The sequence below is a fragment of the Pseudomonas sp. NPDC089996 genome, assembly GCF_044748405.1.
In the GTDB taxonomy this organism is placed as follows: Bacteria; Pseudomonadota; Gammaproteobacteria; order Pseudomonadales; family Pseudomonadaceae; genus Aquipseudomonas.
Genome location: NZ_JBIVGA010000004.1, coordinates 62671 through 75391, shown reverse-complemented (window position 1 = coordinate 75391; position 12721 = coordinate 62671). Strand labels below are relative to the sequence as shown.

The 12721-nt window shown below is 65.1% G+C and carries 12 protein-coding genes; all 12 read right to left on the bottom strand.

Annotated elements, in window-relative coordinates:
• Window positions 1-13 precede the first annotated feature (13 nt).
• Window positions 14-1279, bottom strand: coding sequence for an urea ABC transporter substrate-binding protein (gene urtA, locus ACIPW4_RS08210; protein WP_110633610.1), 1266 nt, complete (start codon window positions 1277-1279; stop codon window positions 14-16).
• A 187-nt stretch (window positions 1280-1466) separates the two neighbouring features.
• On the bottom strand, window positions 1467-2873 hold the full coding sequence (cycA, locus tag ACIPW4_RS08205; RefSeq protein ID WP_400656572.1) for a D-serine/D-alanine/glycine transporter: 1407 nt from the start codon (window positions 2871-2873) through the stop codon (window positions 1467-1469).
• A gap of 154 nt (window positions 2874-3027) precedes the next feature.
• On the bottom strand, window positions 3028-4395 hold the full coding sequence (locus tag ACIPW4_RS08200; protein WP_400656570.1) for a PepSY-associated TM helix domain-containing protein: 1368 nt from the start codon (window positions 4393-4395) through the stop codon (window positions 3028-3030).
• A gap of 58 nt (window positions 4396-4453) precedes the next feature.
• Window positions 4454-6511 (bottom strand): TonB-dependent copper receptor, encoded by a 2058-nt coding sequence (locus tag ACIPW4_RS08195; protein WP_400656569.1) that lies wholly within the window; start codon window positions 6509-6511, stop codon window positions 4454-4456.
• A gap of 65 nt (window positions 6512-6576) precedes the next feature.
• Window positions 6577-7014, bottom strand: a complete 438-nt coding sequence (locus ACIPW4_RS08190) for a DUF2946 domain-containing protein (RefSeq protein ID WP_400656567.1) — start codon at window positions 7012-7014, stop codon at window positions 6577-6579.
• 25 nt (window positions 7015-7039) lie between these two features.
• Window positions 7040-7519 carry a copper chaperone PCu(A)C gene (locus ACIPW4_RS08185; RefSeq protein WP_400656566.1) on the bottom strand — a complete coding sequence of 160 codons (480 nt, stop codon included), beginning with the start codon at window positions 7517-7519 and terminating at the stop codon, window positions 7040-7042.
• Between the two features lie 46 nt (window positions 7520-7565).
• On the bottom strand, window positions 7566-7955 hold the full coding sequence (locus tag ACIPW4_RS08180; RefSeq protein ID WP_400656564.1) for a DUF2946 domain-containing protein: 390 nt from the start codon (window positions 7953-7955) through the stop codon (window positions 7566-7568).
• A gap of 203 nt (window positions 7956-8158) precedes the next feature.
• Window positions 8159-9013: an SPFH domain-containing protein gene (locus tag ACIPW4_RS08175; RefSeq protein ID WP_400656563.1), complete on the bottom strand. Its 855-nt coding sequence runs from the start codon at window positions 9011-9013 to the stop codon at window positions 8159-8161.
• 26 nt (window positions 9014-9039) lie between these two features.
• Window positions 9040-9477: an NfeD family protein gene (locus ACIPW4_RS08170; RefSeq protein ID WP_400656561.1), complete on the bottom strand. Its 438-nt coding sequence runs from the start codon at window positions 9475-9477 to the stop codon at window positions 9040-9042.
• A gap of 65 nt (window positions 9478-9542) precedes the next feature.
• Window positions 9543-10277, bottom strand: a complete 735-nt coding sequence (locus ACIPW4_RS08165; protein WP_400656560.1) for a cobalt-precorrin-6A reductase — start codon at window positions 10275-10277, stop codon at window positions 9543-9545.
• Entirely contained in the window at window positions 10274-11368 is a 1095-nt protein-coding gene (locus ACIPW4_RS08160) for a cobalt-precorrin-5B (C(1))-methyltransferase (RefSeq protein WP_400656559.1), read from the bottom strand. The genes ACIPW4_RS08165 and ACIPW4_RS08160 overlap by 4 nt, the downstream gene beginning before the upstream one ends.
• Entirely contained in the window at window positions 11361-12572 is a 1212-nt protein-coding gene (cbiE, locus tag ACIPW4_RS08155; RefSeq protein ID WP_400656557.1) for a precorrin-6y C5,15-methyltransferase (decarboxylating) subunit CbiE, read from the bottom strand. The genes ACIPW4_RS08160 and cbiE overlap by 8 nt, the downstream gene beginning before the upstream one ends.
• Window positions 12573-12721: the final 149 nt, after the last annotated feature.

The following is a 12721-nucleotide window of genomic DNA, read 5'->3' as shown; positions in this document are numbered from 1 at the left end:
AGCCCCAGTGCACTCAGTTACCTTTCACTGCATAGTCCGGCCGCTTGTCGTTACCTGGAATGAACGGGCTCCAAGGCTGCGCCCGCAGCGGCTGCTCGGTCTCCCACACCACACTGAACTGCCCGTCATCCTGGATCTCGCCGATCATCACCGGTTTGTGCAGGTGGTGGTTGGTCTTGTCCATGGTCAGGGTGAAGCCCGACGGTGCCTTGAAGGTCTGCCCGGCCAGGGCCTCGCGTACCTTGTCGACATCGGTGGACTTGGCTTTCTCGGCAGCCTGAGCCCACATGTGGATACCCACGTAGGTGGCCTCCATCGGGTCGTTGGTCACCGCCTTGTCGGCGCCCGGCAGGCCCTTGGCCTTGGCGTAGGCCTTCCAGTCGGCGACGAACTTCTGGTTGACCGGGTTATCCACCGACTCGAAGTAGTTCCACGCCGCCAGGTGGCCCACCAGCGGCTTGGTGTCGATGCCGCGCAGCTCTTCTTCACCCACCGAGAACGCCACCACCGGCACGTCGGTGGCCTTCAGGCCCTGGTTGGCCAGCTCCTTGTAGAACGGCACGTTGGAGTCGCCGTTGACGGTGGAGATGACTGCCGTTTTGCCGCCGGCGGAGAACTTCTTGATGTTGGCGACGATGGTCTGGTAATCGGCGTGGCCGAACGGGGTGTAGACCTCTTCGATGTCCTTGTCGGCCACGCCCTTGCTGTGCAGGAAAGCGCGCAGGATCTTGTTGGTGGTGCGCGGGTAGACGTAGTCGGTGCCCAGCAGGAAGAAGCGTTTGGCGCTACCGCCGTCTTCGCTCATCAGGTATTCGACGGCCGGGATGGCCTGCTGGTTGGGCGCGGCGCCGGTGTAGAACACGTTTGGTGACATCTCTTCACCCTCGTACTGCACCGGGTAGAACAGCAGGCCGTTGAGCTCCTCGAACACCGGCAGCACCGACTTGCGCGACACCGAGGTCCAGCAGCCGAACACTACCGCGACCTTGTCCTGGGTCAGCAGCTGGCGGCTCTTTTCGGCGAACAGCGGCCAGTTGGAGGCCGGGTCGACCACCACAGGTTCGAGCAGCTTGCCGTTGACCCCGCCTTTGGCGTTGATCTCGTCGATGGTCATCAGCGCCATGTCCTTGAGCGACGTCTCGGAAATCGCCATGGTCCCGGACAGCGAATGCAGGATACCGACCTTGATGGTTTCGGCGGCCTGGATGCTCCAGCTCAGGCCCATCGCCGCGAGCGATGCGCTGAGGGTAAAGGCCTTGATCAGACTACGACGCTTCATGTGCTCTCTCCGCTGAGTTTTTATGGTGTTGGCCAAAGCGGGGAGGGGCGTTGCAAGGGGTGTGCCTAAGGGCCAGAGGCGCGTAGTAGAGGGGTTGTGCGAGGTGTTGGGGCGTTTTGCCGGGCCAGGTTGGTGCCTGGAAGATTTGCGTGCACAGCATTGGGGCCGCGTAGCGGCCCCAGCAGAATCAGCCGTTACGCACAGCGGTGCGTGGGTGGCGCTTGCTCCGCACGAACTGGTAAGTCACTGCCAGCAGCACAAACCAGATCGGCGTCACCACCAGCGCCGAGCGGGTGTCCGCTTCCAGGCTCAGCAATACCAGGATGAAGGCGAAGAACGCCAGGCACACGTAGCACATGAAGCGCCCGCCCGGCATCTTGTAGTTCGATGCCTGGTGCAACGCGTCGCGCTGCTTGCGGTACTTCAGGTACGACAGCAGGATCAGCGTCCAGACGAACATGAACAGCACCGCCGAAACGGTAGTCACCAGGGTGAACGCCTCGACCACGTTTGGCACCAGGTAGATCAGCACCGCGCCCAGCAGCAGGCAGGCGCAGGAGAAGAACAGGCCGTTGGCCGGCACCGAACGGTTCGACAGTTTCTCGAACGCCCGTGGCGCGTCACCTTCCTGGGACAGGCCGTAGAGCATGCGGCTGGTCGAAAACACGCCGCTGTTGGCCGACGAGGCCGCCGAGGTCAACACCACGAAGTTGATGATGCTCGCCGCCGCCGGCAGGCCGGCCAGCACGAACAGTTCCACGAACGGGCTCTTGCCCGGCACCACGTCGCGCCATGGGGTCACCGCCATGATCGCGATCAGGGCCAGCACGTAGAACACGATGATCCGTACCGGGATCGAGTTGATCGCCCGTGGCAGGGTGCGCTCGGGGTTCTTCGCTTCTGCGGCCGTGGTGCCTACCAGCTCGATACCGACGAAGGCAAACACGGCAATCTGGAAGCCGGCGAAGAATCCCATCAGGCCATTGGGGAACATGCCGCCGTCGTTCCACAGGTTGGCCAGCTGCGCCGTGCGCCCGCTTGGCGAAGTGAAGCCGGTGATGACCATGTACAGGCCGGTGGCGACCAGGCCGAGGATGGCGACGATCTTGATCAGGGCGAACCAGAACTCCATTTCACCGAACATCTTCACCGTCACCAGGTTCAGCGACAGCAGTACCGCCACGCAGGTCAGCGCTGGTATCCACTGCGGAAGGTCCGGGAACCAGAATTGCGTGTAGGCGGCGATGGCGACCACGTCGGCGATACCGGTGACCACCCAGCAGAACCAGTACGTCCAGCCGGTGAAGTAGCCGGCCCAAGGGCCGAGCAGGTCGGCGGAAAAGTCGATGAACGACTTGTAGTTGAGGTTCGACAGCAGCAGTTCGCCCATGGCGCGCATGACGAAGAACAGCATGAAGCCGATGATCATGTAGACGAAGATGATCGACGGCCCTGCCAGGCTGATGGTCTTGCCCGAGCCCATGAACAGGCCGGTGCCGATGGCACCACCGATGGCGATCAGCTGGATGTGGCGGTTGGTCAGGTTGCGCTGCAGATGTTGCTCATCTGGCGCGGTGGGAGAAGTGTGCGTCATCAAGCTGCATTCCCTTGAAAGGTCAGTCTTCTTGTCAGAGGTAGCCGGCAAGGCTAACACGCTCGTGCCAGATAGGCGCGCGACAGATCGACTCGACCTTTCTGTAGGAGCGGCCTTGGGTCGCGAAAGGGGCGCAAAGCGCCCCCCGGCGATCTCAAGCTTGAGCCAGCACCCGGCGGCGCCTGACGACCAGGCTATCCACCACCCACATCACCACCATCGACACCCCCACCAGCGGGAACATCACGCCCAGCACCAGCATCACCCCCACTGCGGTCTTCCAGCGCGGCAGGTCATGGCGCAGCGGCGGCACCCCCAGCCCACCCTCGGGCCGGCGTTTCCACCACATCACCAGCCCGCTCACCGAGCCCAGCAGGATCATCAGGCACACCAGCAGGATGATGATCTGGTTCAACGCCCCGAACATCTTGCCCTCGTGCAGCATCACGCCCAGCTCGGTCGCACGGGCCACCGGGCTGTAATCCTGCCAGCGCACATCGGCCAGGACCTTGCCGGTGTATTGGTCGACATGCAGGGTGGCGTCGTTGCGCGGGTCGTCGGCGAACACGGCGATGGTGTACACGCCTTCTGCAGTGGTCGGGGCGGTGATGCTGTAGCCTGGTTCAACCTGGCGTGCTGTGGCGATATCCTGCACCTGCTGCAGGCTTACCTGTGGCGCAGCCGGTGCACTGTCCATCATGTGGTGCCCGCCATGCTCGGCATGCGCGCCGGATTGCGGCATCGGTGTGTTCTCCATCGCCCACGGCACGGTCTGGCGGTGCGCACTGTTCAATGCGCGGGCCTGCTGGTCCGACTTGGGCACGTCATTCCACATGGCCGCCGGGAAGCGGTTCCACAGGTCGGCGTACTGCTTGCCCCACATGCCGGTCCAGGTCATGCCGCTGACCAGCATCAGCAACAGCAGGGCAGAGCCCCAGAACCCGGTCACCGCATGCAGGTCGCGCCAGAACAATCGACCTTTCGCCGCGAACCGTGGCCACAGCACGCCGGCACCGTTACGTCCGCGTGGCCACCAGAGGTACAGGCCAGACACCACCAGCACGATGCCCCAACCGGCGGCCAACTCAACCAGGCGGTCACCGACGGTGCCGACCATCAGTTCGCCGTGCAGAGCGCGGGCGATGGCCTGCAGGTTCTGCTTGCCGTCCTGCTCGCCAAGGATCTTGCCGCTGTACGGGTCGACAAACACGTTCAGCTCGCGGCCACCGTCATGCACCACGAACTGCGCGCTGCGCTCGGCATCGATCGGCGGCAGGTACTGGCCGACATGGCCTTTCGGGTAGGCCTGGCGCACTTCAGCCAGCAGTGTGTCAGCGCCCTGTCGATGATGGCCGGCTTCGACCACCATCAGGTCTCGGTACAGCAGCGGGTCGAGCTGCGGCTTGAACAGGTAGATGATCCCGGTGAGCGCCAGCAGGATCATGAACGGGGCCACGAACAGCCCCGCATAGAAGTGCCAGCGCCAGGCCAGGTTGTAGAAGGAAACGCGTGTTCCGCTCATGGGAACCTCCTGTTTGACCAGCTGAAGGGCGCCACCGAAGCCGCGCCCGTTGTTGTTGTCAGAAGCTGAAATCGACCTTGGTCCAGAAGGTCCTGCCTGGCTCGTTCACCGGCTGTGGATCAGCGGCCGGGTAGCCGAACCCGGCATTCCCGGCCAGGTTCAGGTGCTCGGCGTAGGTTTTGTCGAACAGGTTGTCGACCCCCGCGCTGAGCTTGAGGTTGTGGTTCACCTTGTAGGCGCCGTTTAGCGAGAACACGCCGAAGCCGGCGCTGGTGCCGAAGTCCTTGCCCACCACGTTGCCCTGGTTCTCGGCGATGCGGTTCTGCGCCGCTACCAGGCGCCACAGGGCACCGGCGCTCCAGCTGTCGCGGCTGTAGGTCAGGCCCAGGCGGCTTTCCAGTGGCGGCATCTGCGGCAGTGCCTTGCCGTCGCTGCTGTTCTTGCCCCAGGCGTAGGCCAGGGTGGCATCGGCCTTCCAGCGCTCGCTGAGCCTGTAGGCCGCACCCAGTTCGCCGCCCATGATGCGGGCGTCGATGTTCTGTGCCTGTGAGGTGCTCATGCCCATCATCCCGGTGCGGTAGTCGAACAGGATGTAGTCACGGATCTGCCCGACGTAGCCCGAGGCCCAGGCTTCCAGACGCTCGTCGCGGTACTGGATGCCGAAGTCGAGCTGGGTGGTCTTCTCTGGCTTGATGCTGTCGAAGGCATTCACCGAGCCGGCCGGGCCCTGGTCCGGGGAGAACAGCTCCCAGTAGTCAGGGAAGCGCTGGGCATGGCCGAGGCCGATGTAGGCGGTGGCCGGCAGTGCCGTCAGGTCGTGCTCGTAGCGCACGAAGCCGCTGGGCAGCGTGTCGGCGCGGGTGTTGCCGTTGGTGGCGCTGTCATCGCGAAAATCTCGGGCCGAGGCGCGGTCCAGGCGGGCGCCGGTGATCAGGCGATCATCACCTGTGACGTACCAGGTCAGCTCGCCGAAGGCACCGTAGTTGTGGAAGTCGGCATCCTTTTCCCACGGCTTGTCCTTGTAGGTGTCGATGCCCATGGCACTGCGTGCGCGGTGCTCGTTGGTCTGCGCGTCGATGCCACTGACCAGCTGCACGTCGGCCCAGCGCCAGGTAGCCTTGATGCGTGCACCCAGGGTGCGGCGGTCGACGGCGGCGGCCATGGGGCTGGCCATCATGCCGGTGCCCGAGGGGGTGCGCAGGCTGTAGTTGTCCATCACGTGGTCGGCGTAGTTGTAATAGACCTGCGCTTCGACCTTGTCGAGCACCTCGCCGAGGTTGGACTTTTCAAAGCGCAGGCCCAGGCTTTCGCGCTTGAACTGCGCGCCATCCATGCCACGCCCGGCATAGCGCGCCTCGCCGTCACCCTTGCCCGCAGTGAGCTCGAGCAAGGTGTCCTGGTCGGGCGTCCAGCCCAGGGCCACGTCGCCGTTCCACTTCTCCCAGCGCGAGGGCACGGTGTCGCCATTGCCGTCGTCATAATCGTCCGAGCGCGACTGGTTGCCAACGAAGCGCGCGTAGCCCTGGCTGTTGCCGGCCGCAGCATCCAGCACCTTGTCGAAGCGGCCATGGGAGCCGGCCAGCAGGCTGGCGTTGACCCGGCTGCCGAGGGTGCCGAACTTTTCCGGCTCACGCTCGAAGAGGATGGTGCCCGCCGAGCCACCTGGCCCCCAGATCACGCTTTGCGGGCCTTTGATCACGGTCAGGCGGTCGTAGGTTTCCGGTGCAATGTAGGAGGTCGGGGCGTCCATGCGGTTTGGGCAGGCGCCAAGCATCACGCCACCGTTGGTGAGGATGTTCAGGCGCGAGCCGAACATGCCGCGCAGCACCGGGTCGCCATTGGTGCCACCGGCGCGGATGGCCGAAAAGCCTGGGATGGTTTTCAGGTAGTCGGCACCATCGCTGGCCGGCACGGGCTGGCGCGGGTCCTTGGGGTTGGTGACGACGGTCAGCGGCGAGCTCGGCGCAAGCGCGGTGATCACCGTAGGGCTCAGCTCGGCCTCGTGGCCTTCATGGCCAGGTTCGGCGGCCATGGCCATGGGCGCGAGCAGCGAGCCGCACAGTGCGGCGAATGTCCCTCGCAGGAAGGGAGCTGATACAGGGGTGCAGCCGGACATAGTGATTCCAGTCGATCAGTCATGGGTGTGCGCGAAGCCTTCTGGCTCCGTGCGATAACGGGGTGTCAGACGATGATCGAAAGGGGCGGCGCGCGGCTGCGCGCACCGGGGAAGACAGCCTGCAGGGCATGGCCCTGGCGCGTAGGGGGTGGGGTCAGGGCGGGGGGAGCTGCGCTGGCGACACTGAGCGGGCTGAGGGTTTGCGGCAGGGCGGGGCAGTTGAACAACAGGCTGCAGTAACCGCACTTTTCCCACATCACATGCAGCTGGCCGTCGTCGCCGTGGCCATGATGGCTGTCGCCTCCATGGGCGTGCTCGGCCGGCATGGACATCGACATGTCCATCGGCATGCTCATGCCGGTGTGATGGTCCATCGGCATCGACTGGGAAATCAGCGGACCGATGAAGATCATCCACATGGCGAACAGGCTCAGCCAGCCGCCACCGACGCGCCTGCGTTCAGGGCGGGTGGTACGGCTGAGGCTGTTGCGCGGCTGGCTCATGTAGGCGAGCGCCTGTCAGCGGACGTCAGTGCGCGTGTTCGTGGGTTTGGTCCGCCGGCGCCTGCTTCTGAACGGCCACGTCGACGGTGATGTCGCCGGCCTTCTGGAAATGCAGGGTCAGCGGGAAGCGCTTGCCATCGCTGAGCAGGCTACGGTCCTTGGGCTGCATGAGCATCACATGGTAGGCGCTGGGCGCGAAGGTCAGGTCCTTGCCGGCGGGCACCACCACGCTTTGCACCTGCTGCATCTTCATGGCGCCGCTGGCGCTCATGGCATGTTCGTGCAGTTGCGCGTCATCGCTGATCGGGCTGTCGACGCCCAGGAGGCGGTCATCGGCCTTGCCGTTGTTATGCACGACGAAATAGGCGGCGACGTTGGGGGCATTGGGCGGTAGTTGCAGCGACCACGGGTGGGCGATGTGCAGGTCGCCCACGGTGTATTCATGAGCGTTGGCGTAGGCGCCGGGCAGCAGCAGGGCCGCCAGTACAAGGGCTTGCTTGAGCATGGTGAGTCTCCGATCGGTTCAGGTTCAGGCACACAGCGTGAGGAACTCAGACCAGGGGAGAGGCTCGGGGATTGATCGCAGGCCAGAGCAGGCGCGGCGTGGGCTGGTAGTCGCCCACCGGCGGTGGATGCCCGGCCAGCAGCGTGAGCGGGTTGTGCAGCTGTGGCGGATAACCCGGCAGCGCCAGCAACGGTGCTGCGCCCGAGCAGCACCAGCAGTGCTGCATGTTGGCGTGCTGGTCGCTTTGCGTGGTCAGGTCGATCTTGGCCAGGGCCTGGACATCGGCCTTGGCCTTGCCCGCCAGGCTGGAACAGAAAGCCCCCCACAGCAGCTGCTCGGCCGGGCCTTTGGGCGCGGCAGAAGACAGCGGCATGGCCAGCAGGTTGAACAGCACTGCAAGGCAGGCTATCCAGGCAATGTGCCGACGTGGGGGCATGGAGAGATCCGGTCAGGAATCGTGGGCGTTATTGTAAGGCGCAGTATAGGTAAAAAAGACGGGGTGCGGTGAAGTGACGCAGGTGGCTGGTATTTGGGCTGCTGAGGAGCCCATCGCGACACAAGGCCGCTCCTGCAGGAGAACGCGTTCCCTTGTAGGAGCGGCCTTGTGTCGCGAAAGGGGCGCAAAGCGCCCCGGCATTCTCAACCCTTGTTACGGCCCATCAGGCCACGCACGGTTTCCTGCAGGTCCGCTGGCAGCACCACGACCTTGGCATTGCTACTGCTGGCCAGGTTCTCCATGGCCCCCACATAACGCTCACCGAGCAGGTACATGGCCGGCACGGTCTCGTTGCCCACCGCTTCCTTGACCAGCGAGATCGCCCGCGCCGAAGCCTCGGCCAGATTGATCTGCGCTTCGGCGTCCAGCTTGGCCGACTGCAGGCGCGCTTCGGCTTCGAGGATGGCCGCCTGCTTGGCACCTTCGGCGCGGGTCACGTCGGCTTTACGCTCACGCTCGGCGGCCGCCTGGCGTTCCATGGCCAGCTGCATGTTCTCCGACGGCTTGATGTCCTGGATCTCCACCGAACGCACGGTCACGCCCCAGTCTTCGGTCTGCTCGGACATGGCCTCGCGCAGGCGCGCCTTGATCTGCTCACGGCTCGACAGTGCCTCGTCCAGGTCCATGGCGCCAACGATGGCGCGCAGCGAGGTCATGGTCAGGCTGGTGACGGCGAAGGAGAAGTTCTGCACGCCATAGGAGGCCTTCTGCGGGTCGACCACCTTGGCGAAGCACAGGGCATTGGCGACGATCACCGCGTTGTCCTTGGTGATGATTTCCTGTTCCTGCACGTCGAGGATGATGTCCTTGGTCGGCAGGCGATAGGCGACCACGTCCATGTACGGGATGACGATGTTCAGGCCGGGCTTGAGGGTGCTGTTGTAGCGGCCCAGGCGCTCGACGATCCACTCTTCGCCCTGGGGCACGATACGCACCCCCTTGAACACGGTGATCAGGACGAACACGGCGAGGGCGCCGACGACGATGAGACTGGTCATGATGCTGGCTTCCTTTTGAATGCGATTCAGGCCCGGACGACCCGGGCGATGTTGCCTTCGATGGCGACGAGGCGCACACGCTCGCCGGCGGGGATGTCGCCGTCGGCGACGCAGGTCCACTCTTCGTTGCCGAGCAGCGGCTTCTGGAAGCGCACGTGGCCTTTCTGGAATTGCGAGACGCTGCTGGTCAGCAGCCCGACTTCACCGATCACGCTGTCGGCGGTCCAGCGCACGTCGGGTTGCTTGCGCTTGAACAGCTTGAACCAGAGGAAGGTGGTCACCGAGGAGAACAGCACCCACAGCAGCACCTGCATGTCCAGCTGCAGGGCGGGGGCGGCGAGGGCGATGAGCGATACCAGTACGGCACCGATACCGAACCAGAGGATGAAGAACGTGGGCAGGACCAGTTCGAGCAGGATCAGGCCGATGCCGAACACCAGCCAGATCCACCATTGCATTTCCATATGAGTGACGCCTTCCGGGAGAGGGAGGGCCTGAGTTTACGGCAGCGAAGCGGCACAGGGCCACTTCATGCCCTGAAGGAAAAGTCTGAAATAGCTGTGATCATTTGAGCAACGGATGTGAAATCCCGATCCACCGCCTGAAGTACCGGACGTTTCAGGATCAGCACCGGTACGCCACGCTCCCGCGCCACGTCCAGCTTCGGCTCGGTTGCGACGCTGCCGCTGTTCTTGCTGACCAGCACATCAATGTGGCGTCGCTCGAACAATACCCGCTCGTCCTCGATGAGGAAGGGGCCGCGTGCACCGATCACCTCGCAGCGTTGATTGCCAGCGCAGGCCTCCAGCGCCCGCAAGGTCCAGAACTGCTCCGGCGGAATTTCCTCGAGATGTTGCAGCGGCTCGCGGCCTAGCGTGAACAATGGTCGCTTGAATGGCTTCAGCGCTTCGATCAGGCCAGCCCAGTCTTCCACCTCTCGCCAATCGTCCCCTGCTTGCGCTTGCCAGGCCGGGCGGCGCAAGGCCCAGCAGGGGATGCCGACGGCCCGTGCGGCGTTGGCGGCGTTTCGGCTGATCTGCGCGGCATAGGGGTGGGTGGCATCGATGAGCAGGTTGATGCCGGCCTCACGCAGGTAAGCGGCTAGTCCGTCAGCGCCCCCATATCCACCGACCCGTACCTGACAGGCCAGGTCCTGCGGCACGCGGCCGATGCCGGCCAGGCTGTAGACGTGCTCGGGGCCGAGCTGGCGGGCGATGGCAAGCGCTTCGGTGACACCGCCGAGCAGCAGGATGCGGCGGGTCATTGCACACCGGCCTTGCCGACGATGCCACCCTGGCGGTCGATGGCAAATACTTCGACTTGCACCTGAGCCGGCACCACGCTGCGGGCGAAGGCCAGGGCATGGGCGCACACCGCATCGCCCAGGGCGATGCCGGCGGCGTGCGCCAAGGCCAGGGCCTGCTGGCTGGTGTTGGCGGCAATGATGGCCGCTTGCAGCTCGGCGTCGGCGCCGATGTCCGCTGCCCAGCCGGCCAGCTGTGGCAGGTCGATGCTCGAGTGGCGGCTGTGCAGGTCCATGTGCCCGGCAGCCAGCTTGCTGATCTTGCCGAAACCGCCGCACAGGGTCAGGCGTGGCACCGGCACTTTGCGCACGTGTTTGAGCACGGCGCCGACGAAATCGCCCATTTCGATCAGGGCGATCTCGGGCAGGTCATAGACCCGGCGCATGGTGTCTTCGCTGGAATTGCCGGTGCATGCAGCGATATGGGTGTAGCCGTTGGTGTGGGCGACGTCGATGCCCTGGTGGATCGAGGCGATGTACGCCGAGCAGGAGAAGGGCCGGACGATGCCGCTGGTGCCGAGGATCGACAGCCCGCCGAGGATGCCCAGGCGCGGGTTCATGGTTTTCAGCGCCAGCGCCTCACCGCCTTGCACATTGACCGTGACCTCGAAGCCGCCCGGATAGCTGCACTCGTCGGCCAACTGCTGCAAGTGCTCGCTGATCATCCGCCGTGGCACCGGATTGATGGCCGGCTCACCCACTGCCAGCACCAGGCCGGGGCGGGTGACGGTACCGACGCCAGAGCCTGCGACGAAGCGTATGCCAGGTTGCGCCTGCAGGCGGATCTGGCTGTAGAGCAGGGCGCCGTGGGTGACGTCAGGATCGTCGCCGGCATCCTTGAGCGTGCCCGCTTCGGCGCGCTCGTTGATCAGGCGACAGAATTCCAGGCGCATCTGCACCACCTTGCCCTTGGGCAGGGTGATGCTCACCGCGTCGTCGCGCTGGCCGGTCAGCAGCAACTTGGCGGCCGCGAGACTGGTGGCGGTGGCGCAGCTGCCGGTGGTCAGGCCGCTGCGCAGGGGCGCGGGTTGCTCGCGGGTTTCTTCACGCATCGAGGGGTTTCACCACGTCGAGCAAGGTGATCGGCAACGCCTGGCGCCATGTGTCGAAGGCACCCAACGGCTGGGCCTGGGCGACATGGATACGGGTCAGTTCGCCACCATGCTGTTCACGGAAGTGCCCCAGGGCCAGCTCGCTTTGCAGTGTCACCGCATTGGCCACCAGCCGCCCACCGGGGCGCAAGCGCTCCCAGCACAGCGGCAACACGCCTTCGCGGGTGACGCCGCCACCAATGAAGATGGCATCCGGGCGTTCCAGTTCGGGCAGGGTGTCGGGTGCCTTGCCGCGAACCAGCTGAAGGCCCGGCACGCCGAGGGCATCGCGGTTGTATTCGATGAAGCCCTGCCGACCTTCGTCGGCTTCGATGGCCAGGGTGCGGCAGGCCGGGTGAGCGCGCATCCATTCGATGCCGATCGAGCCGCAACCGGCGCCGACATCCCACAGCAATTCACCGGGCTGCGGCGCCAGGCGCGCCAGGGTGATGGCGCGCACGTCGCGCTTGGTCAGCTGGCCATCATGGCGGAAGGCGCTGTCCGGCAGTCCGGGCACACGTGACAGACGCATGGCGTCCGGACTGGCCAGGCACTCGATGGCGACCAGGTTGAGGGCGGCGACTTCCCTGTGTGGCCAGTCATCGGCTGTGCCGCAGAGGCGCTGTTCGGCCGCACCACCGAGGTGCTCAAGCACGTGCAGGCGGCTGGGCCCGAAACCGCGCTCGCGCAGCAGTGCAGCAATAGCCGCCGGGCTATCGCCGTCGTTGCTCAGCACCAGCAGGCGCTGGCCGCTGTACAGGTGGGCGTTGAGCGCCGCCAGGGGGCGTGCGACCACGGACACCACGTGTACGTCCTGCAGCGGCCAGCCCAGGCGGGCGGCGGCCAGGGCACAGGACGAGGGCATCGACAGCACTTGCATTTCTTCGGCCGGCACCTGCCGCGCCAAGCTGGCGCCGACGCCATAAAACATCGGGTCACCGCTGGCCAGTACGCAGGTCGGCTGTCCGCGCAGTGCAAGTACCGGGGCGAGGGAGAACGGGGTTGGCCAGTCTTGTCGCTCGGCACTGATGCAGCGCGGCAACAGGGCCAGCTGGCGTGGGCTGCCGATGATCTGCGAGGCACCCAGCAGGGCGCGCCGGGCCTGTTTGCCCAGGCCGCTGAAGCCGTCTTCGCCGATGCCTACTACTGTCAGCCAGGGGGTCATGTGTTGTGTTCCGCCATATGTGGGGCCGCTCCGCGCCCCATCGCGGGTGAACCCGCTCCTACAGGTATTCGGGATCCTGTGGGAGCGGGTTTACCCGCGAAGAGGGCGACGCTTTCCTGAATTTCTGCTCGATCGCTGTCGATGCTCGA

Excerpts from the sequence above, each read along its gene's own strand:
- ACIPW4_RS08160 (WP_400656559.1), bottom strand. The coding sequence starts at position 11,368 with ATGCGTGAAGAAACCCGCGAGCAACCCGCGCCCCTGCGCAGCGGCCTG.
- ACIPW4_RS08170 (WP_400656561.1), bottom strand. The coding sequence starts at position 9,477 with ATGGAAATGCAATGGTGGATCTGGCTGGTGTTCGGCATCGGCCTGATC.
- ACIPW4_RS08200 (WP_400656570.1), bottom strand. The coding sequence starts at position 4,395 with ATGAGCGGAACACGCGTTTCCTTCTACAACCTGGCCTGGCGCTGGCAC.
- ACIPW4_RS08165 (WP_400656560.1), bottom strand. The coding sequence starts at position 10,277 with ATGACCCGCCGCATCCTGCTGCTCGGCGGTGTCACCGAAGCGCTTGCC.
- ACIPW4_RS08180 (WP_400656564.1), bottom strand. The coding sequence starts at position 7,955 with ATGCCCCCACGTCGGCACATTGCCTGGATAGCCTGCCTTGCAGTGCTG.
- ACIPW4_RS08195 (WP_400656569.1), bottom strand. The coding sequence starts at position 6,511 with ATGTCCGGCTGCACCCCTGTATCAGCTCCCTTCCTGCGAGGGACATTC.
- ACIPW4_RS08175 (WP_400656563.1), bottom strand. The coding sequence starts at position 9,013 with ATGACCAGTCTCATCGTCGTCGGCGCCCTCGCCGTGTTCGTCCTGATC.
- ACIPW4_RS08185 (WP_400656566.1), bottom strand. The coding sequence starts at position 7,519 with ATGCTCAAGCAAGCCCTTGTACTGGCGGCCCTGCTGCTGCCCGGCGCC.
- ACIPW4_RS08190 (WP_400656567.1), bottom strand. The coding sequence starts at position 7,014 with ATGAGCCAGCCGCGCAACAGCCTCAGCCGTACCACCCGCCCTGAACGC.
- urtA (WP_110633610.1), bottom strand. The coding sequence starts at position 1,279 with ATGAAGCGTCGTAGTCTGATCAAGGCCTTTACCCTCAGCGCATCGCTC.
- cbiE (WP_400656557.1), bottom strand. The coding sequence starts at position 12,572 with ATGACCCCCTGGCTGACAGTAGTAGGCATCGGCGAAGACGGCTTCAGC.
- cycA (WP_400656572.1), bottom strand. The coding sequence starts at position 2,873 with ATGACGCACACTTCTCCCACCGCGCCAGATGAGCAACATCTGCAGCGC.